Annotated in this window: 15 protein-coding genes; 7 read left to right on the top strand and 8 right to left on the bottom strand. The window is 64.8% G+C overall.

Annotation, left to right across the window (positions count from 1 at the left end):
• Nucleotides 1-72: 72 nt before the first annotated feature.
• From L6D75_RS20565 to rloA, 5 genes are all read right to left on the bottom strand, one after another.
• Complete coding sequence (locus L6D75_RS20565) at nucleotides 73-807, bottom strand: phosphoadenylyl-sulfate reductase (RefSeq protein ID WP_176517671.1); 735 nt, start codon at nucleotides 805-807, stop codon at nucleotides 73-75.
• An 83-nt stretch (nucleotides 808-890) separates the two neighbouring features.
• A complete protein-coding gene (gene pabB, locus L6D75_RS20560) occupies nucleotides 891-2,234 on the bottom strand; it encodes an aminodeoxychorismate synthase component I (RefSeq protein ID WP_176517670.1) in 1,344 nt (447 codons plus the stop codon).
• A 191-nt stretch (nucleotides 2,235-2,425) separates the two neighbouring features.
• Nucleotides 2,426-3,406: an alpha-L-glutamate ligase-like protein gene (locus L6D75_RS20555; protein WP_176517669.1), complete on the bottom strand. Its 981-nt coding sequence runs from the start codon at nucleotides 3,404-3,406 to the stop codon at nucleotides 2,426-2,428.
• A complete protein-coding gene (gene rloB / locus L6D75_RS20550; RefSeq protein ID WP_176517668.1) occupies nucleotides 3,406-4,941 on the bottom strand; it encodes an osmotic stress tolerance membrane protein RloB in 1,536 nt (511 codons plus the stop codon). The genes L6D75_RS20555 and rloB overlap by 1 nt, the downstream gene beginning before the upstream one ends.
• A 5-nt stretch (nucleotides 4,942-4,946) precedes the next feature.
• Nucleotides 4,947-5,483: a retropepsin-like aspartic peptidase RloA gene (rloA, locus tag L6D75_RS20545; RefSeq protein ID WP_176517667.1), complete on the bottom strand. Its 537-nt coding sequence runs from the start codon at nucleotides 5,481-5,483 to the stop codon at nucleotides 4,947-4,949.
• Between the two features lie 289 nt (nucleotides 5,484-5,772).
• Here rloA and L6D75_RS20540 point away from each other — a divergent pair, with 289 nt between their 5' ends.
• The 6 genes from L6D75_RS20540 to prpD all read left to right on the top strand — a co-directional run bounded on the left by L6D75_RS20540 (nucleotide 5,773) and on the right by prpD (nucleotide 14,305).
• A complete protein-coding gene (locus L6D75_RS20540; protein ID WP_176517666.1) occupies nucleotides 5,773-6,489 on the top strand; it encodes a GntR family transcriptional regulator in 717 nt (238 codons plus the stop codon).
• Nucleotides 6,486-7,376 (top strand): methylisocitrate lyase, encoded by an 891-nt coding sequence (gene prpB / locus L6D75_RS20535; RefSeq protein WP_176517665.1) that lies wholly within the window; start codon nucleotides 6,486-6,488, stop codon nucleotides 7,374-7,376. Before L6D75_RS20540 ends, prpB begins: the two co-directional genes overlap by 4 nt.
• A 66-nt stretch (nucleotides 7,377-7,442) precedes the next feature.
• Nucleotides 7,443-8,570 (top strand): bifunctional 2-methylcitrate synthase/citrate synthase, encoded by a 1,128-nt coding sequence (gene prpC / locus L6D75_RS20530; protein WP_176517664.1) that lies wholly within the window; start codon nucleotides 7,443-7,445, stop codon nucleotides 8,568-8,570.
• Nucleotides 8,571-8,734: 164 nt separating this feature from the next.
• Nucleotides 8,735-11,323: a Fe/S-dependent 2-methylisocitrate dehydratase AcnD gene (gene acnD / locus L6D75_RS20525; RefSeq protein WP_176517663.1), complete on the top strand. Its 2,589-nt coding sequence runs from the start codon at nucleotides 8,735-8,737 to the stop codon at nucleotides 11,321-11,323.
• A 150-nt stretch (nucleotides 11,324-11,473) separates the two neighbouring features.
• A complete protein-coding gene (prpF, locus tag L6D75_RS20520) occupies nucleotides 11,474-12,664 on the top strand; it encodes a 2-methylaconitate cis-trans isomerase PrpF (RefSeq protein ID WP_176517662.1) in 1,191 nt (396 codons plus the stop codon).
• A 156-nt stretch (nucleotides 12,665-12,820) separates the two neighbouring features.
• The gene (gene prpD, locus L6D75_RS20515) at nucleotides 12,821-14,305 is read left to right on the top strand and encodes a 2-methylcitrate dehydratase (protein ID WP_176517661.1); all 1,485 of its coding nucleotides are present in this window, start codon (nucleotides 12,821-12,823) and stop codon (nucleotides 14,303-14,305) included.
• 119 nt (nucleotides 14,306-14,424) lie between these two features.
• Here prpD and acnB read toward each other — a convergent pair whose 3' ends face one another.
• On the bottom strand, nucleotides 14,425-17,034 hold the full coding sequence (gene acnB / locus L6D75_RS20510) for a bifunctional aconitate hydratase 2/2-methylisocitrate dehydratase (protein ID WP_176517681.1): 2,610 nt from the start codon (nucleotides 17,032-17,034) through the stop codon (nucleotides 14,425-14,427).
• 405 nt (nucleotides 17,035-17,439) lie between these two features.
• On the opposite strand from acnB, the gene L6D75_RS20505 reads away from it, so the two are divergent.
• Nucleotides 17,440-17,919: a DUF1289 domain-containing protein gene (locus tag L6D75_RS20505; protein WP_176517660.1), complete on the top strand. Its 480-nt coding sequence runs from the start codon at nucleotides 17,440-17,442 to the stop codon at nucleotides 17,917-17,919.
• A 130-nt stretch (nucleotides 17,920-18,049) separates the two neighbouring features.
• Here L6D75_RS20505 and queD read toward each other — a convergent pair whose 3' ends face one another.
• Together queD and L6D75_RS20495 are read right to left on the bottom strand one after the other, a co-directional pair.
• Nucleotides 18,050-18,406 carry a 6-carboxytetrahydropterin synthase QueD gene (gene queD / locus L6D75_RS20500; RefSeq protein ID WP_176517659.1) on the bottom strand — a complete coding sequence of 119 codons (357 nt, stop codon included), beginning with the start codon at nucleotides 18,404-18,406 and terminating at the stop codon, nucleotides 18,050-18,052.
• Nucleotides 18,407-18,459: 53 nt separating this feature from the next.
• A complete protein-coding gene (locus tag L6D75_RS20495; protein ID WP_176517658.1) occupies nucleotides 18,460-19,539 on the bottom strand; it encodes a patatin-like phospholipase family protein in 1,080 nt (359 codons plus the stop codon).
• Between the last annotated feature and the right edge of the window lie 184 nt (nucleotides 19,540-19,723).

Genomic DNA, 19,723 nt, shown 5'->3' with positions numbered 1-19,723 from the left:
CCTACAGAAGAATACGTACCCCTGTAGGAGCGGCCTTGTGTCGCGAAAGGGGCGCAAAGCGGCCCCAGCTATTCAAGCCTTGCTGATCAGGTTGCCAGCGTGCAGCCCGCATTCCTTCTGGGTCGACTCTTCCCACCACCAGCGGCCTTCGCGCTCGTGCTGGCCCGGCAGCACCGGGCGCGTGCAGGGCTCGCAGCCGATGCTGATGAAGCCGCGCTCGTGCAGGCTGTTGTGCGGCAGCTCGAGCATGCGGATGTAGCCCCACACTTCGGCGCTGGTCATCTGCGCCAGCGGGTTGAACTTGTACAGCGTGCGCTCCGGGGTGGAGAAGGCGCCGTCGATTTCCAGTGCCGCGACCTGGCTGCGCGTGCCTGGGCTCTGGTCGCGACGCTGGCCGGTGGCCCAGGCGCTGACGGTGGCGAGCTTGCGCCGCAGCGGTTCGATCTTGCGGATGCCGCAGCATTCGCCGTGGCCGTCCTTGTAGAAGCTGAACAGGCCCTTGTCCTTGACGAACGGGTCGAGCTTGGTGCGGTCAGGGCTGAGGATCTCGATCGGCAGGTTGTACTGCTCGCGTACCTGGTCGATGAAGCGGTAGGTCTCCGGGTGCAGGCGGCCGGTGTCGAGGCTGAACACCTTGACCTGCTTGTTCAGTTTCCAGGCCATGTCGACCAGCACCACGTCCTCGGCGCCGCTGAAGGAGATCCACAGGTCGTCGCCGAAGTGTTCGAAGGCGAGCTTGAGGATGTCCTGCGGGGACTTGCTGGCATAGGTCGCGGCCAGGGCGGCGACGTCGAAGGGTAGGCTCATCAGGCGGTTTCCATCTTGGCTGTGGCGCTGTGCGCTCGTAATGAGGTGATGGTAACAAAAAATGGCAGGGCAGACGTGCTGGCCTACAGGCCTTGCAGGGTCTGCATCAGCACCCGAACCTTGGCGATCGATTCTTCGTATTCCGCTGCCCAGTTCGAGTCGGCTACCACCGCGCCGCCGCCCCAGCAGCTTACCTGCCCATCCTTGACCAGCAGGCTGCGAATGGCGATGGAGCTGTCCATCTCGCCACGCACATCCACGTACAGCAGCGAGCCGCAATACAGGGCGCGGCGGGTCGGTTCGAGCTCGTCGATGATCTGCATGGCGCGGATCTTCGGCGCGCCGGTGATCGAGCCGCCGGGGAAGCTGTCGCCGATCAGGTCCAGGGCGTCCTTGCCGGCGGCCAGCTGGCCGGTGATGCTGCTGACCAGGTGGTGCACGTTGGGGTAGCTCTCCAGGCTGAACAGCTCGGGCACTTTCACCGAGCCAATCTCGCAGGTGCGCCCCAGGTCGTTGCGCAGCAGGTCGACGATCATCAGGTTTTCCGAGCGGTCCTTGGGGCTGTGGCGCAGCTCCTCGGCATTGCGGGCGTCTTCGCGGGGGTCGGCCGAACGCGGGCGGGTGCCCTTGATCGGGCGGGTTTCCACCTGGCCCTGGCTGACGCGGATGAAGCGCTCCGGAGAAAAGCTCAGCAGTGCGCTGCCATCGGCCAGTTGCTGGTAGCCGGAGAACGGCGTCGGGCAGGCCTTGCGCAGCGCCTGGTAGGCGCGCCAGGGGTCGCCCTGGCAAGGGGCGCGAAAGCGCTGGGTGAGGTTGATCTGGTAGCAGTCGCCGGCCTGGATGTAGTGCTGTACCTGGTCGAAGGCAGCCCGGTACTGCTCGGGCTGCAGGTCCCCCTGCATGGGCGCGAGCAGCTTGAAATCGCCCGGTGCAGTGCTTTCGGCGGCTTCGAACAGGGCGATCAGGCGTTCGCGTTCTGCACTGGCAAGGCTTGGGTGGAAGACCAGTTGGCTGCTGCCGAGCAGGTGGTCGGTGACCATGGCCCATGCATATAGGCCCAGCTGCGCGTCGGGCAGGCCGAGGTCATCGATGGCCTGGCTGGGCAGGTGCTCCAGGCGGCGGCCGAAGTCATAGCTCAGGTAGCCGATCAGGCCGCCGGCGAAGGGCAGTTCGGCGCCGTTGGGGAGCTGTGCCGGGCCCAGTTCGGCCAGGCCTGCGCGCAGGCGCAGCAGGAAGGCGCGGCCGTCTTCGTCGGGTTGGGCTTGCAGGTGCTGCCGTGGCCAGGCGCTGAGCAGGTCGAAACGGCCGCGCTCGGCACCGGGGCGGGCGCTGTCGAGCAGGATCGCGCCGGGCGCTTGGCGCAAGCGGGCGAAGTAGGCGGCGGGGTCGGGCTGGTAGGGCAGGGGGTGGAGCGTACAGGTCGGCATCAGAATGGACGGCGATGAAAAAGCGAGGAGGGCGATTGTAGACCTGTGTAGGAAAAGCGCCTAGCGCTGGGCGCGACATTAAACCTTCGGGTTGCGCCTATGGCGGCCCCATCGCCGGCAAGCCGGCTCCCACAGGGGTATCACCAACCTTGTCTGTGGGAGCCGGCTTGCCGGCGATCGGGCCTTGTGGCTCAGCGCGGGCGCACGTGCCCGAACAGGTTCTGGGTCACCCGCACCCGCTGCTCGGCATCTTCGCTGATGCCATCCTTGGCCAGCGCTTCCAGGTGCGCCTCGATGGCGTGGGTGCGCTGGGTCAGGCCGGTGTCGTTGGCGATCTGGATGTTCAGCCCAGGCCGGGCGTTGAGTTCGAGAATCAGCGGCCCCTTGTCCTGGTCCAGCACCATGTCCACGCCGATGTAGCCCAGGCCGCACAGCTCGTAGCAGCCGGCCGCAAGCTTCATGAAGCCATCCCAGTTCGGCAGCTGCACGCCGTCCACCGCATTGGTGGTGTCCGGGTGCTTGCTGATGATGTTGTTCAGCCAGGTGCCGCGCAGGGTCATGCCGGTGGCAAGGTCCACGCCCACGCCGATGGCGCCCTGATGCAGGTTGGCCTTGCCGCCGGACTGGCGGGTCGGCAAGCGCAGCATGGCCATCACCGGGTAGCCCATCAGCACGATGATGCGGATGTCCGGCACGCCCTCGTAGCTGATGCTCTTGAAGATCTGGTCGGGGGTGACGCGGTATTCGATCAGCGCACGGTCGCGGTGCCCGCCCAGCGAGTACAGCCCGGTGAGGATGCTGGAGATCTGGTGCTCGATCTCCTCGTGGCTGATGATCTTGCCCGACACCGTGCGGTAGCGGTCTTCGAAGCGGTCGGCGATGACCAGGATGCCGTCACCGCCGGCGCCCTGCGCCGGCTTGATGACGAAATCGTTGCGCCCGCCGATGATCTCGTCGAGCTTTTCGATTTCCTTTTCGGTCTCGATGATGCCGTACATCTCCGGCACATGGATACCGGCCGCGAGCGCGCGCTCCTTGGTGATGATCTTGTCGTCGACGATCGGGTACAGGCTGCGCTTGTTGTACTTCAGCACATAGTCCGCGTTGCGGCGGTTGATACCCATGATGCCCCGGGCCTCCAGGGCTTTCCACGTCTTGATCAGGCCAAACATCAGGCGTCAGCCTTCTTCACGAATGCCTTGAAGCGAACGAGCTCGGTCAGGCGGTAGCCGCGGTAGCGACCCATCGCCAGCATGAAGCCCACCAGAATCAGCAGTACCGCCGGGAAGGTGAAGACGAAGTACACCAGCTCCGGCACCATCATCAGCAGGTGCGCAAGCGATGCGGCGAACAGGGTGCCGATGGCCACCTTCATGGCATGGCCGCCACCGCGTTCTTCCCAGGTGATCGACAGGCGTTCGATGGTCATGGTCAGGATCACCATCGGGAACAGCGCCACCGACAGGCCGCGCTCCAGGCCCAGCTTGTGGCTGAACAGGCTGATGGCGGCAATCAGCACCACCACGAACGTCAGCACCACCGACAGGCGCGGCAGCATCTGCAGCTTCAGGTGCTCCAGGTACGAGCGCAGCGACAGGCCCAGCGCGGTGATCACCGTGAACAGCACGATGCCGAAGCCCAGCTGGGTCTCGCGGAAGGCCAGGGCGATCAGCACCGGGGTGAAGGTACCCAGGGTCTGGATACCGATCAGGTTGCGCAGCACCAGGATCACCAGCACGCCGATCGGGATCATCACCATGATCATGAAGGTCTGCTGGGTCTGCAGCGGCAGGCTGTACAGCGAGTACTCGAGGAAGTCGGCGTCGGTGTTCTCGTCGGTCAGCTTGGCCAGGCGGATGGCGTTCATCTCGCTGTTGTTCATGCTGAAGGTGACGTTGGCCTTCTTGCCGCCATCGACGGTGATCAGGTTGTCGTCACCGGTCCACCACAGCAGGCGGTCGCTCGGCAGGCCCTGCTCGCCGGTGTCCGGGTTGAAGTACAGCCAGTCGTTGCCATTGAAGCTGCGCAGCCACAATTCAGGCGTTTGCGGGGTGTCGGCCACCAGGCGGATGGTGTGCACCTTTTCCATCGGCACGTGGGCGATCGACAACAGCAGGTCGATGACCTGGGCCTTCTTCATGGCCGAGGTGTCGCCGGCCAGCAGCAGCTTGACGTTGTCGTCGTTGAGGTTGTTGACCCGCTTGATGGTCTCGCTGACGAAGGTCTCGACGTCGGCCGAATGCTGGCGGATCGGCGCCATCAGGGCTTCGGCGGCGATCTTCTCGGGGCCTTCGACGGCCAGGCTGTCACGGAAGGTCGGGCCCTTGATGGTGGTCTTTTCGTTGCTGTAGCGCTTGGTCAGCACCAGGCGGTAGTAGAGGGTCTGGTTGCCATTGGCGCGGCGGGCCGACCAGGTCACCTTGCGGTTGCCGTCGGCGCGGTTGACGCTGACCCCGTAGTTGTTGGAGATGAAGCTCTCGTTGAGGCTGACGTAGTCGCGGTTCAGCGGCGGCACGAACATCTGCACCTTGACCGGGTCCTTGGTGCTGGCGACGAATTCGACCTTGGCGTCGATGTTCCACAAGTCATCGGTTTCATCTTCGGTCACCGGGATGCCGAGGAAGAAGATCTGATAAGCGGTGACCGCCACGCCCAGCAGCACCAGCACGGTGATCAGGACTTTCAGATGGAGGGTAAGAGAGCGCATCGGGATTACTCTGCTTTGGGAGCGTCGGTGGCACAGGCAGGTTTGCCGGCCGCGTATTTAAGGCTTGGGTCGACCAGTGCGTCGAAGTGCTTGAGCGCCTCGGAACCGATCAGCAGCGGGAACTGGAACGCGCTGCGGTCGGTAAGGTTGACTTCGATGGTGCGCCGGGCCTGGCCCATGCAGATGTCGAGTTCGATGACCGGGCGCGCGGTGTAGGCCTTGCCTGACTCCGCATCATAGTCGCCGGCCCGGCGCTTGATCTTGCTGACCCGGGCCAGCGGGCGCTCGATCGGGTGCGAATGGGCGGCGTCGATGGCCAGGTAGAAGCGCACCCAGCTTTCGCCGTTGCGCTTGAAGCGCTTGATGTCGCGGGCGCTCAAGGAGGCGGTCTTGGCGCCGGTGTCGAGCTTGGCGGCCACTTCCAGGTCCAGGTCGCCAAGGCGCGCGTATTCGTTCAGACCGTACACGGTCTTGCCTGCCGCCTGGCCAAGGGCCGGCAGCAAGGTGAGGCATAGCAGCAATAAAACGGGTGTAAGTCTCATAATCCTGGCGCGGTGCTGTGCAGGGTTCGGGGCAAGGCGACTGGCAACGGCTGCGCAACCTTCCTCATTAACTGTCAACAACATGAATTGATGACAAACACACTATCCATCCTTCGAAGGCGCGGCATTCTATCACGACGATGTCTTGACGCCAGCGCGTCGCGATCTGACAGCGCGGGCGAGGGGTAAGTTCGTTCTTAGACGATTGTCGACAATATTCATTTTGTCTTTGACTCATGACGCTTGATTCGCTAATTTCTGCCCAAGTGATTAGCAAGGTGTCGACAATATGCTGGACCTCAGCAGCCCCAGCCCCGCCGCGTCAGACGAAACGGAAACCTTGTCCGAGAACGTCTTCCGGCGCATCCAGGCGGCCATCGTCAAAGGCGACATCGCCCCGGGCAGCAAGATCTCCGAGCCTGAGCTGGCGCGCACCTATGGCATCAGCCGCGGGCCGCTGCGCGAGGCCATCCACCGCCTCGAAGGCCAGCGCCTGCTGGTGCGGGTGCCGCATGTCGGGGCGCGGGTGGTGTCGCTGAACCATGCCGAGCTGATCGAGCTGTACGAAATCCGCGAATCGCTCGAAGGCATGGCTTGCCGCCTGGCCGCCGAGCGCATGAGCCAGGCCGACATCGACGAGCTGCGCCGGGTGCTCGACACCCACGAGCGTGACGCCGCGTTCCAGGCCGGGCAGGGCTACTACCAGCAGGAAGGCGACTACGACTTCCACTACCGGATCATCCAGGGCAGCGGCAACCAGACCCTGGTCAAGATGCTCTGCGGCGAGCTGTACCAGCTGGTGCGCATGTACCGCATCCAGTTCTCCGCCACGCCCAACCGGCCCCGCCAGGCCTTTGCCGAACACCACCGCATTCTCGATGCCATCGCCGACCGTGACGGCGAGCTGGCAGAACTCCTGATGCGCCGCCACATCGGCGCGTCCAAGCGCAACATCGAGCGTCACTATCTGGACGCCCACAACAACAGCCCACGAGGTGAGAAATGACTGTGAAGAGCACCCCCGGTCAGCGTTTCCGCGACGCCGTTGCCGCTGAACATCCGCTGCAAGTGGTCGGCGCGATCAACGCCAACCATGCCCTGCTGGCCAAGCGCGCCGGTTTCAAGGCCATCTACCTCTCCGGCGGCGGCGTTGCCGCAGGCTCGCTGGGCCTGCCGGACCTGGGCATCACCGGCCTTGACGACGTGCTCACCGACGTGCGGCGCATCACCGATGTCTGCGACCTGCCGCTGCTGGTGGATGTCGACACCGGCTTTGGCGCCTCGGCCTTCAACGTGGCGCGCACCGTGCGCTCGATGATCAAGTTCGGCGCCGCCGCCATCCACATCGAAGACCAGGTAGGCGCCAAGCGCTGTGGCCACCGGCCGAACAAGGAAATCGTCACCCAGCAGGAGATGGTCGACCGCATCAAGGCGGCGGTGGATGCCCGTACCGACGACAGCTTCGTGATCATGGCGCGCACCGACGCGCTGGCCGTGGAAGGCCTGAACGCAGCGCTGGACCGTGCCGCGGCCTGCGTCGAGGCCGGCGCCGACATGGTCTTCCCGGAGGCCATCACCGAGCTTGCGATGTACAAGACCTTCGCCGACCGGGTGAAGGCGCCGATCCTGGCCAACATCACCGAATTCGGTGCCACGCCGCTGTACACCACCCAGGAACTGGGCGAGGTCGACGTGTCGCTGGTGCTGTATCCGCTGTCGGCGTTCCGCGCCATGAACAAGGCGGCCGAGAATGTCTACACCGCGCTGCGCCGTGATGGCACCCAGAAGAACGTGATCGACACCATGCAGACCCGCATGGAGCTCTACGATGCCATTGGCTACCACGCCTTCGAGCAGAGCCTGGATGCGTTGTTCGCGCAGAAAAAAGGCTGAGCCGCTACAGCCACCCCGAATTAGCCAGAAAAGCTTCCATAACAAATTCAAGAAAGGAGAAACACCATGGCCGAAGCAAAAGTACTCAGTGGCGCAGGCCTGCGCGGCCAGGTGGCCGGCCAGACCGCGCTGTCGACCGTGGGCCAGGCCGGTGCCGGCCTGACCTACCGTGGCTATGACGTGCGCGACCTGGCCGCCGGTGCCGAATTCGAAGAAGTGGCCTACCTGCTGCTGTACGGCGAGCTGCCGACCCAGGCCGAGCTGGCTGACTACAAGCGCAAGCTCAAAGGCCTGCGCGACTTGCCCCAGGCCCTCAAGGAAGTGCTCGAGCGCATCCCGCGCGATGCCCACCCGATGGATGTGATGCGCACCGGCTGCTCGGTGCTCGGCACCCTGGAGCCCGAGCTGACCTTCGACGCCGAGCGCGAGAAGACCGACCGCCTGCTGGCGCTGTTCCCGGCGGTGATGTGCTACTGGTACCGCTTCAGCCACCATGGCGTGCGCATCGACTGCAGCAGTGACGAAGACACCCTGGGCGGGCACTTCCTGCACCTGCTGCACGGCAAGAAGCCGAGCGAGCTGCACGTCAAGGTGATGAACGTGTCGCTGATCCTCTACGCCGAGCACGAGTTCAACGCCTCGACCTTCACCGCTCGCGTGTGCGCCTCGACCCTGTCCGACCTGTACTCGTGCATCACCGCCGCCATCGGCTCGCTGCGCGGCCCGCTGCACGGTGGCGCCAACGAGGCGGCGATGGAGCTGATCGAACGCTTCCAGAGCCCGCAGGAGGCCACTGCCGAGCTGCTGCGCATGCTCGAGCGCAAGGACAAGATCATGGGCTTCGGCCATGCCATCTACAAAGAGTCCGACCCGCGCAACGAGGTGATCAAGGGCTGGTCGAAGCAGCTTGCCGATGAAGTCGGCGACAAGGTGCTGTACCCGGTTTCCGAGGCCATCGACAAGACCATGTGGGAGCAGAAGCGGCTGTTCCCCAACGCCGACTTCTACCATGCCTCGGCGTACCACTTCATGGGCATCCCGACCAAGCTGTTCACCCCGATCTTCGTCTGCTCGCGCCTGACCGGCTGGGCGGCGCACGTGTTCGAGCAGCGCGCCAACAACCGCATCATCCGCCCGAGCGCCGAGTATGTCGGCGTCGAGCAGCGCCAGTTCGTGCCAATCGAGCAGCGCTGATACAGAAGGCCCCTGGGGCTGCCTTGCAGCCCTTTCGCGACACAAGGCCGCTCCTACAGGCGCGGCGCATACCTGTAGGAGCGGCCTTGTGTCGCGAAAGGGGCGCACAGCGCCCCCAAGGCCACACCTGCATACCGAACACCGTGACCGAGCCTGATAACGATATGAACACCACATACCGCAAGAACCTGCCAGGCACCGACCTGGACTATTTCGACGCCCGCGCCGCGGTCGAGGCGATCAAGCCCGGCGCCTACGACGGCCTGCCCTACACCTCCCGCGTGCTCGCCGAGAACCTGGTGCGCCGCTGTGACCCGGCCACCCTCGACGCCTCGCTCAGCCAGCTGATCGAGCGCAAGCGCGACCTCGACTTCCCCTGGTTCCCGGCCCGCGTGGTGTGCCATGACATCCTCGGCCAGACCGCGCTGGTCGACCTTGCCGGCCTGCGTGACGCGATTGCCGACAAAGGCGGCGACCCGGCCCAGGTCAACCCGGTGGTACCGGTGCAGCTGATCGTCGACCACTCGCTGGCCGTCGAATGCGGGGGCTTCGACCCACAAGCGTTCGAGAAGAACCGCGCCATCGAAGACCGCCGCAACGAAGACCGCTTCCACTTCATCAACTGGACCAAGAAGGCGTTCAAGAACGTCGACGTGATCCAGCCCGGCAACGGCATCATGCACCAGATCAACCTGGAGAAGATGTCGCCGGTGATCCACAACGACCGCGGCCTGGCCTACCCGGACACCTGCGTCGGCACCGACAGCCACACCCCGCATGTCGATGCCCTGGGCGTGATCGCCATCGGTGTTGGCGGCCTGGAAGCCGAGAACGTCATGCTCGGCCGCGCCTCGTGGATGCGCCTGCCGGAAATCGTCGGCGTCGAACTGAGCGGCAAGCTTGCGCCGAACATCACCGCCACCGACCTGGTGCTGGCCCTGACCGAATTCCTGCGCAAGCAGAAAGTGGTCGGCGCCTACCTCGAATTCTACGGCGAGGGCGCGCGTGCCCTGACCCTGGGCGACCGCGCGACCATCTCCAACATGGCCCCCGAATACGGCGCCACCGCCGCGATGTTCGCCATCGACCAGCAAACCATCGACTACCTCAAGCTGACCGGCCGCGAAGAGCAGCAGGTCAAGCTGGTGGAGACCTACGCCAAGGCCACCGGCCTGTGGGCCGACAGCCTGGCCCAGGCCGAGTACGAGCGCGTGCTGCGCTTCGACCTGTCGAGCGTGGTGCGCAACATGGCCGGCCCGTCCAACCCGCACGCCCGTGTGGCCACCAGTGACCTGGCGGCCAAGGGCATTGCCGGCGCCTGGGAAGAAGTGCCAGGGCAGATGCCTGACGGCGCGGTGATCATCGCCGCCATCACCAGCTGCACCAACACCAGCAACCCGCGCAACGTGATTGCCGCAGGCCTGCTGGCGCGCAACGCCAACAAGCTCGGCCTGGGCCGCAAGCCGTGGGTCAAGTCGTCGCTGGCGCCAGGCTCCAAGGCCGTGCAGCTGTACCTGGAAGAGGCGGGCCTGGAGAAGGAACTGGAGCAACTGGGCTTTGGCATCGTCGCCTTCGCCTGCACCACCTGCAACGGCATGTCCGGCGCGCTGGACCCGGTGATCCAGCAGGAAATCATCGACCGCGACCTGTACGCCACCGCCGTGCTGTCGGGCAACCGCAACTTTGACGGGCGTATCCACCCTTACGCCAAGCAGGCGTTCCTCGCCTCGCCACCGTTGGTGGTGGCCTATGCCATCGCCGGCACCATCCGCTTCGACATCGAGAAGGATGTGCTGGGCGTGGTCGATGGCAAGGAAATCCGCCTCAAGGACATCTGGCCGAGCGACGAAGAAATCGACGCAGTGGTGCGTGCGGCGGTCAAGCCCGAGCAGTTCCGCAAGGTCTACATCCCGATGTTCGCCATCGAGGAAGACCGCGGGCCGAAAGTGGCACCGCTGTACGACTGGCGCCCGATGAGCACCTACATCCGCCGCCCGCCGTACTGGGAAGGTGCCCTGGCCGGCGAGCGCAGCCTGCGCGGCATGCGCCCGCTGGCGGTGCTGCCGGACAACATCACCACCGACCACCTGTCGCCGTCCAACGCCATCATGATGGACAGCGCGGCGGGCGAGTACCTGGCGAAAATGGGCCTGCCGGAAGAGGACTTCAACTCCTACGCGACCCACCGCGGCGACCACCTGACCGCCCAGCGCGCCACCTTCGCCAACCCCAAGCTGTTCAACGAAATGGTGCGCAAGGAAGACGGCAGCGTGAAGCAGGGTTCGCTGGCGCGCATCGAGCCGGAAGGCAAGGTGACCCGCATGTGGGAAGCCATCGAGACCTACATGCAGCGCAAGCAGCCGCTGATCATCGTCGCCGGTGCCGACTACGGCCAGGGCTCGTCGCGTGACTGGGCGGCCAAGGGCGTGCGCCTGGCGGGTGTCGAGGCGATCGTCGCCGAAGGCTTCGAGCGCATTCACCGCACCAACCTGGTGGGCATGGGCGTGTTGCCGCTGGAGTTCAAGCCGGGCACCGACCGCAAGACCCTGGGCCTGGAGGGCAGCGAAACCTATGACGTGCTGGGTGAGCGCAAGCCGCGTGCGACCCTGACCCTGGTGGTGACCCGGGCCAATGGTGAACGCATCGAGGTGCCGGTGACCTGCCGCCTGGATACTGCCGAGGAAGTGTCGATCTACGAGGCGGGCGGGGTGCTGCAGCGCTTTGCCCAGGACTTCCTTGAGGCTAGTGCCTGAGGATGAAAACGGGGGCCGCTTTGCGGCCCTTTCGCGACACAAGGCCGCTCCTACAGGGCGGCGCCGTTCCCCTGTAGGAGCGGCCTTGTGTCGCGAAAGGGCTGCAAAGCAGCCCCAGGCTATTCGCCGTACCACCAGGACAGCAAACCGATGCCACACGTACCCCAGATCAAAGTCCCCGCCACCTACATCCGTGGCGGCACCAGCAAAGGCGTGTTCTTCCGCCTGCAAGACCTGCCCGAAGCCGCCCAGGTGCCTGGCCCCGCCCGTGATGCCCTGCTGCTGCGGGTGATCGGCAGCCCCGACCCCTACGGCAAGCAGATCGACGGCATGGGCGGTGCGACCTCCAGCACCAGCAAGACCGTGATCCTCTCGCCAAGCATCAAGCCTGAACACGATGTCGACTACCTGTTCGGCCAGGTCGCCATCGACAAGGCCTTCGTCGATTGGAGCGGCAACTGCGGCAACCTCTCCGCCGCCGTCGGCTCGTTCGCCATCAGCAGCGGCCTGGTCGACCCCGCGCGCGTTCCGCGCAATGGCGTGGCCACCGTGCGCATCTGGCAGGCCAACATCGGCAAGACCATCATCGCCCATGTACCGATCACCGAAGGGCAGGTGCAGGAAACCGGCGATTTCGAACTCGACGGCGTCACCTTCCCGGCGGCCGAAGTGCAACTCGAATTCCTAGACCCTGCCGCCGACGAAGACGGCGACGGCGGCGCCATGTTCCCCACCGGCAACCTGGTGGATGACCTGGAAGTGCCTGGTGTGGGCTGCTTCAAGGCCACGCTGATCAATGCCGGCATCCCGACCATCTTCGTCAACGCCGCCGATATCGGCTACACCGGCACCGAGCTTCAGGATGCGATCAACGGTGACGCGCAGGCGCTGAACCGTTTCGAAACCATCCGCGCCTACGGCGCCGTGCGCATGGGCCTGATCGAGCACATCGACCAGGCTGCCGGGCGTCAGCACACGCCGAAGGTGGCGTTCGTCGCGCCGCCAAGCACCTACACTGCGTCCAGTGGCAAAGCCGTTGCCGCCGCTGACATCGACCTGCTGGTGCGTGCACTGTCCATGGGCAAGCTGCACCATGCAATGATGGGCACTGCTGCAGTGGCCATCGGTACCGCCGCGGCCATTCCCGGCACGCTGGTCAACCTCGCCGCGGGCGGGGGCGAGCGCAGCGCGGTGCGCTTCGGGCACCCGTCCGGCACGTTGCGGGTGGGCGCCGAGGCGCGCCAGGTGAAGGGTGAGTGGACGGTGACCAAGGCAATCATGAGCCGCAGCGCGCGCGTGCTGATGGAAGGCTGGGTGAGGGTGCCTGGCGATAGCTTCTGATGCACCCATGACGCTCGGCTCTCGTTGACTGGGGCCGCTTGCGGCCCTTTCGCGACACAAGGCCGCTCCTACAGGAACGGCGCCGCCCTTGTAGGAGCGGCCTTGTGTCGCGAAAGGGCTGCAGAGCAGCCCCAGCTTTTGCAAAGGGAGCATACGATGAGCGCCAACGTAGACCTGAACGATCGCCCCGACTACGACCGGGTGCTGCAAACCCTCGCCGACTATGTCCTCAGCTACCGGGTCGAATCACCCGAGGCACTGGACACCGCGCGCAACTGCCTGATGGACACCCTCGGCTGCGGCCTGCTGGCCCTGCGCTTCCCCGAATGCACCAAGCACCTGGGCCCCCTGGTCGAAGGCACGGTCGTGCCCAACGGCGCCCGGGTGCCTGGCACCGGCTATCGCCTGGACCCGGTCAAGGCCGCCTGGGACATCGGCTGCAGCGTGCGCTGGCTGGATTACAACGACACCTGGCTGGCGGCGGAGTGGGGCCACCCCTCGGACAACCTCGGTGGCATCCTGGCGGTGGCCGATCACCTGTCGCAAAAGCACGTGGCCAACGGCGAGGCGCCGCTGATGATGCGCGAGGTGCTCCAAGCCATGGTCATGGCCCACGAGATCCAGGGCGTGCTGGCGCTGGAGAATGCCTTCAACCGCGTGGGCCTGGACCACGTGGTGCTGGTCAAGGTGGCGTCCACGGCCGTGTGCGCCAAGTTGATGGGCGCCAACCGCGAGCAGTTGCTGTCGGCGTTGTCCCATGCCTTCGTCGACGGCCAGGCGCTGCGCACCTATCGCCATGCGCCCAATGCCGGTTCGCGCAAGTCGTGGGCCGCAGGCGATGCCTCGAGCCGCGGCGTGCGCCTGGCCGATATCGCCCTGCGCGGCGAAATGGGCGTGCCCGGGGTGCTGAGCGCGCCGCAGTGGGGCTTTTACGACGTGTCGTTCAGCCATGCCAACAAGGACCTTTCGCTCAAGCCTGCCGATCAGCGTGAGCTGCGGTTGGCGCAGCCTTTGGGCAGCTATGTGATGGAGAACGTGCTGTTCAAGATCAGCTTCCCCGCCGAGTTTCACGCCCAGACCGCCTGTGAGGCGGCGCTGCTGTTGCATCGGCAGGTGCGCAACCGGCTGCATGAAATCGACCGTATCGTCATCACCACCCAGGAGTCGGCGATTCGCATCATCTCCAAGGTCGGCCCCCTGGCCAACGCCGCCGACCGCGACCACTGCCTGCAGTACATGGTGGCCGTACCGCTGATTTTCGGGCACCTGGAGGCCGAGCATTACGAGGATGCGTTCCATGCCGCGCACCCGAGCATCGATCGGCTGCGCGAGAAAATGGAGGTGGTCGAAGACCCGCGCTTCAGCCACGAGTACCTGGAGCCGGGCAAGCGTTCGATTGCCAATGCGCTGCAGGTGTTCTTCAAGGATGGCAGCAGCAGCGAGCAGGTGGTGGTGGAGTACCCGCTCGGGCACCGGCGCCGGCGCGATGAGGGCATACCGCTGTTGGAGGCGAAGTTTCGCGAGAATTTGGCGACACGTTTTGCCCGGCAGCGCTGCGAGGCGATATTTGCCTTGTGCAAGGACCAGCAGCGGCTGGAGGGCACGGCGGTGCACAGGTTCGTGGACTTGTTCGTGATTTGAGTTGCTGCACTGGCTCACGAAACCTGTGGGAGCCGGCTTGCCGGCGATAGGGCCAGTACAGGCACACAAAAAAACCCCGGCATCTCTGCCGGGGTTTTCTTTACACCTTACAGCTCAGCTTACGCCTGGACCACTGGGATCTTGGCGTTGGCAGCCGCTTCGCGGAACTCGGCGATCTGGTCGAAGCTCAGGTAGCGGTAGACGTCGGCAGCCATGCTGTCGATGTCCTTGGCGTACTGCATGTACTCTTCGACGGTCGGCAGCTTGCCGATGATCGAAGCGACAGCGGCCAGTTCGGCCGATGCCAGGTACACGTTGGTGGCGTCGCCCAGGCGGTTCGGGAAGTTACGGGTCGAGGTGGAGACCACGGTGGAACCGGTCTGCACACGTGCCTGGTTACCCATGCACAGCGAGCAGCCTGGCATTTCCATGCGCGCACCGGCCTTGCCGTAGATGCCGTAGTAGCCTTCTTCGGTCAGCTGGTGAGCGTCCATCTTGGTTGGCGGAGCCAGCCACAGACGGGTCGGAATGCCACCCTTGACCTTGTCCAGCAGCTTGCCGGCGGCGCGGAAGTGGCCGATGTTGGTCATGCACGAACCGATGAACACTTCGTCGATCTTCTCGCCCTGAACCGAGGACAGCAGGCGGGCGTCGTCCGGGTCGTTCGGCGCGCAGAGCACAGGCTCCTTGACGTCGGCCAGGTCGATTTCGATGATTTCGGCGTATTCGGCATCGGCGTCGGCCGCCAGCAGCTCAGGCTTGGCCAGCCAGGCTTCCATGGCCTGGGCGCGACGCTCCAGGGTACGTGCATCGCCGTAGCCTTCGCCGATCATCCAGCGCAGCAGGGTGATGTTGGAAGTCAGGTACTCGGCGATGGCCTTCTCTGGCAACTTGATGGTGCAACCGGCAGCGGAACGCTCGGCCGAGGCGTCGGACAGCTCGAACGCCTGCTCGACGGTCAGTTCGTCCAGGCCTTCGATTTCCAGGATGCGGCCGGAGAAGGCGTTCTTCTTGCCTTTCTTCTCGACGGTCAGCAAGCCCTTCTGGATGGCGTAGTAAGGGATGGCATGCACCAGGTCACGCAGGGTGATGCCAGGCTGCAGCTTGCCCTTGAAACGCACCAGGATCGATTCTGGCATGTCCAGCGGCATGACGCCGGTGGCGGCGGCGAAGGCCACCAGGCCGGAACCGGCCGGGAACGAGATGCCGATCGGGAAGCGGGTGTGCGAGTCGCCACCGGTACCCACGGTGTCAGGCATCAGCATGCGGTTCAGCCAGCTGTGGATGATGCCGTCGCCTGGGCGCAGCGACACGCCGCCACGGGTGCGGATGAAGTCTGGCAGGGTGTGGTGGGTGTTGACGTCGATCGGCTTCGGATAGGCCGCGGTGTGGCAGAACGACTGCATCACCAGGTCGGCGGAGAAGCCCAGGCACGCCAGGTCCTTGAGCTCGTCGCGGGTCATCGGGCCAGTGGTGTCCTGGGAACCGACGGTGGTCATCTTCGGCTCGCAGTAGGCACCTGGGCGCACGCCCTGGCCTTCTGGCAGGCCGCAGGCACGGCCGACCATCTTCTGCGCCAGGGTAAAGCCCTTGCCGGAATCGGCAGGCTGCTCTGGCTTCTTGAACAGGTCCGAAGCACCCAGGCCCAGTTCGGCACGGGCTTTTTCGGTCAGGCCACGGCCGACGATCAGCGGGATACGGCCGCCAGCGCGGACTTCGTCGAGCAGCACTTCGGTTTTCAGGGCGAAGCTGGTGACCAGCTCGTCGCTGCCGTGGCGGCGCACTTCACCTTTGAACGGGTAGACGTCGATGACGTCGCCCATGGCCAGGTTGGTGCAGTCGAATTCGATCGGCAGGGCGCCGGCGTCTTCCATGGTGTTGTAGAAGATCGGGGCGATCTTGGTGCCGAAGCAGAAGCCACCGGCGCGCTTGTTCGGCACGTAGGGGATGTCGTCGCCGAAGAACCACAGCACCGAGTTGGTGGCGGACTTACGCGAGGAACCGGTACCGACCACGTCGCCGACGTAGGCAACCGGGAAGCCCTTGGCCTTGACCGCTTCGATCTGGGCCAGCGGGCCGACCGAACCTGGCTGCTGCGGCTCGATGCCGTCGCGGGCCATTTTCAGCATGGCCAGGGCGTGCAGCGGGATGTCAGGGCGCGACCAGGCGTCCGGGGCAGGGGACAGGTCGTCGGTGTTGGTTTCGCCAGGCACCTTGAACACGGTCAGGGTGTACTTGTCGGCGATCGCCGGGCGCGAGGTGAACCACTCGCCGGCAGCCCACGAATCCAGCACGGCCTTGGCGTGGGCGTTGCCCGCCTTGGCTTTCTCGGCCACGTCGTGGAAGGCATCGAACATCAGCAGGGTGTGCTTGAGCTGTTCGGCCGCGACGGCGCCCAGTTCGGCGTCATCCAGCAGCGCGACCAGCGTCTCGATGTTGTAGCCGCCCTGCATGGTGCCCAGCAGCTCGGTGGCGTGCTTGCGGTCGATCAGAGGCGACTTGGCTTCGCCCTTGGCGACGGCGGACAGGAACGCGGCCTTGACGTAGGCAGCTTCGTCCACGCCTGGCGGAACGCGGTTGGTGATCAGGTCTACGAGGAAGGCTTCTTCGCCGGCCGGCGGGTTTTTCAGCAGCTCGACCAGGCCTGCAGTTTGTTCGGCGTTCAGCGGCTGGGGCACGATACCCAGGGCGGCACGCTCTTCGATGTGTTTGCGGTAGGCTTCAAGCACAGTTATTACCCTCATCAGTGGTCCCTAAAGGGAGTCCGGGACGCTCATCCAGCATTCTCAACACCCATGCGCTATCACGGCTTTGTGGGCCGCCCAGCCAGGGTCGCGGAGAATCCTTACAGAAGCTGCTTTCAAAGTTTTACGCCTGCAGAACGGGGAGCTGATGAGGGCTGGCACGGACATGCGGGGGGCATGTGCCGGGCCAACGCCGTTCTACCGGATTAACTGTGCTCGTGACGCTTTGAAAACAGCTTCCAACGGACATTGTTGCCTTTGAAAAGGCCGGATGATTCTACGGCAAAAAAATCCGGAAGGTAAGGCGGTGCAGGCGACTTTAACGAGTGACCCTGGTTAGACAAAGGGCTAACATGGGCCGGTGTTCCACCGCCAAGCCGTTGTTTTTTCATGTCCAACCAGTCCATCAAGACCCCTTGCGTCGGCCTTTGCTCGACGGTGTACGGAGACACGGTTTGCCGTGGCTGCAAGCGTTTCCACCATGAAGTGATCCACTGGAATGGTTACGACGACGAGCAGAAGCGCGCCGTGTGGCGGCGCCTGGAGCAGTTGCTGGTGCAGGTGATGATGGCCAAGCTCGAGGTGTTCGACAAAAGCCTGTTGCGCCAGCAGTTGCAGCAGCGCTCGATCCGCTTTGTCGAGCAGCAGTCGGAATACTGCTGGGCGTATCAGCTGATTGCTCGCGGGGCGCGGATGATTCGTGACCTGGAGGCTTATGGCATGGCGTTGCTGCCGGAGTTTCGCGACTGGGAGCTGCCGCAGTTGCGCGATGCCATCGACCGCGAGTTCTTTCTGCTTTCCGAGGCGCATTACCAGCGCTATATCGCGCCGAGCTTTTTGCGCGATGCGGTGGAGGGTGGGCAGGGTTGAGGCCCTTGTAGTGGGGCTGCTGGCCCTATCGCCGGCAAGCCGGCTCCCACAGGAACAGCACAGGCCTCAAGCGCAGTGATATCCCTGTGGGAGCCGGCTTGCCGGCGATAGGCCCAGTGAAGATGCCGGCTCAGTCGCCGGTATATTCGCACCCGCTGGTGCAGGTCTCGTGAATTCGCACCTTGGACAGCTCAGGCAGCAATGGCTTGACCTGCTCCCAGATCCACTTGGCGATCACTTCGCTGGTCGGGTTCTCCAGGCCAGGAATGTCGTTCAGGTAGTTGTGGTCGAGCTGCTCGTAGATCGGCTTGAACACCGCCTTGATCTCGGAAAAATCGCGGATCCAGCCGGTGTGCGGGTCGAGCTGCCCGGTCAGGTGCAGCGCCACCTTGAACGAGTGGCCATGCAGGCGGCCGCACTTGTGCCCGGCGGGGACGTTGGGCAGGCGGTGGGCCGATTCGAACGTAAATTCCTTGAAGATTTCCACGCTGTCATAACTCTGTGTGAATCAATAATGCGCGCAGTCTACCAGCATGGCCGCTACAAGGCTTGCAGGCGTTCATGCAGCCGCCCGGTGGCAATCAGTTCCAGCAGTTCGTCGCCCAGGCGCTGGCTTTCGGCAATGGCTTTGTACCAGTAGCGCTTGCGGCTGGGGGCATCGCCCATGAAGCGCTTGAAGTCGTTGCGATCGGGCAGCTTGCCGAAGGGCAGGGCGGCCAGGTACTGCGCCGATGGAGTCATCAGCAGCACGTTCTGCAGGCGCGTGGCATCGCCCTTGCGCCAGGGCAGGGCCTTGTCGAACCAGCCGGGCACCACCTTGTCGGTGAAGTGCGGGTAAAGCACCAGGTCATCGCCGCGGTAGGGCAGGTCCAGGTGGTAGTCGAGCAGGCCGCCATCGCGGTAGGTGCCGGCGCCGGCACCGGGGATGTCGCGCACGCCTTCCATCACCATCGGGATCGAGCCCGAAGCCAGCAGGGCGTGGCGCAGGTTGGCCAGGCCCAGCGGCAGGCAGCGCGAGGGGAAATCGGTCAGGGCATCGAGCGGCGGCGCGGCGCGCTCGTCGTGCAGGATGATGCGCTCGAAATGCCGGGCCAGGCGCGCGCGGCCAAGCAGGTTGCTGGCGATCACCGACGACAGGCCCATGCCCAGGCGCCCGCGATGGTCATGGGCGAGCTGGCCGTGGCTTTTCACCACCAGGATGTTCAGGCGGTAGTGCGGGTTGGCGAGGATCTGCCCATCGCGGCCTTGCAGCAGGTCATCGAGCATGCGCTGGCAGCTGCTGCTGATCTGCTTCGGTGTGACGCCCTTGGCGAAATCCTGCTCGGTGTACAGCTCGCCCAGGCGCCGCAGGCCCTCGACCGGGTCGTCGAGGCAGGCGCTGGCGAAGCGCCAGGAGCCGATCGAGGCGCCGATCAAGGCGCGCTGGCGCGGCGCCGTCGGCAACCACTCACCGAACAGCGCCAGGTCCAGGCCCTGGATGCCCAACGGCTTGGGGCCGCCGGCAGCGCCAGGCAGCACGCCGACGTCGGCCGCTTGCAGGCCGCGCTCGCGGATTTGCCGCAGGGCGCGCCGGCCGGCCTTGAAGGTCAGCGCGGGGTATTTGATGTGGATGGCGGTCATGGCGGATCTCGCGGGCAACAAGCCGGTCATTATAGAGTTTTTCAGGGCCTTATCGCCGGCAAGCCGGCTTGTATGGTGATACTCGAAGGGGTGGTGGGACGACAAAGCCGATTCTGACTGTTAGCCGCAGTACAGACCGTGGGAGACCTCGCCCCACCCCTTCACCAAAGCGCCGATAAAGAAT

The sequence above is a fragment of the Pseudomonas faucium genome (genome assembly GCF_021602585.1).
In the GTDB taxonomy this organism is placed as follows: Bacteria; Pseudomonadota; Gammaproteobacteria; order Pseudomonadales; family Pseudomonadaceae; genus Aquipseudomonas; species Aquipseudomonas faucium.
Note: the sequence above shows the minus strand (reverse complement) of the source record. Positions and strands in the feature narration are given on the sequence as shown.

Excerpts from the sequence above, each read along its gene's own strand:
- L6D75_RS20565 (WP_176517671.1), bottom strand. The coding sequence starts at position 807 with ATGAGCCTACCCTTCGACGTCGCCGCCCTGGCCGCGACCTATGCCAGC.
- pabB (WP_176517670.1), bottom strand. The coding sequence starts at position 2,234 with ATGCCGACCTGTACGCTCCACCCCCTGCCCTACCAGCCCGACCCCGCC.
- L6D75_RS20555 (WP_176517669.1), bottom strand. The coding sequence starts at position 3,406 with ATGTTTGGCCTGATCAAGACGTGGAAAGCCCTGGAGGCCCGGGGCATC.
- rloB (WP_176517668.1), bottom strand. The coding sequence starts at position 4,941 with ATGCGCTCTCTTACCCTCCATCTGAAAGTCCTGATCACCGTGCTGGTG.
- rloA (WP_176517667.1), bottom strand. The coding sequence starts at position 5,483 with ATGAGACTTACACCCGTTTTATTGCTGCTATGCCTCACCTTGCTGCCG.
- L6D75_RS20540 (WP_176517666.1), top strand. The coding sequence starts at position 5,773 with ATGCTGGACCTCAGCAGCCCCAGCCCCGCCGCGTCAGACGAAACGGAA.
- prpB (WP_176517665.1), top strand. The coding sequence starts at position 6,486 with ATGACTGTGAAGAGCACCCCCGGTCAGCGTTTCCGCGACGCCGTTGCC.
- prpC (WP_176517664.1), top strand. The coding sequence starts at position 7,443 with ATGGCCGAAGCAAAAGTACTCAGTGGCGCAGGCCTGCGCGGCCAGGTG.
- acnD (WP_176517663.1), top strand. The coding sequence starts at position 8,735 with ATGAACACCACATACCGCAAGAACCTGCCAGGCACCGACCTGGACTAT.
- prpF (WP_176517662.1), top strand. The coding sequence starts at position 11,474 with ATGCCACACGTACCCCAGATCAAAGTCCCCGCCACCTACATCCGTGGC.
- prpD (WP_176517661.1), top strand. The coding sequence starts at position 12,821 with ATGAGCGCCAACGTAGACCTGAACGATCGCCCCGACTACGACCGGGTG.
- L6D75_RS20505 (WP_176517660.1), top strand. The coding sequence starts at position 17,440 with ATGTCCAACCAGTCCATCAAGACCCCTTGCGTCGGCCTTTGCTCGACG.
- L6D75_RS20495 (WP_176517658.1), bottom strand. The coding sequence starts at position 19,539 with ATGACCGCCATCCACATCAAATACCCCGCGCTGACCTTCAAGGCCGGC.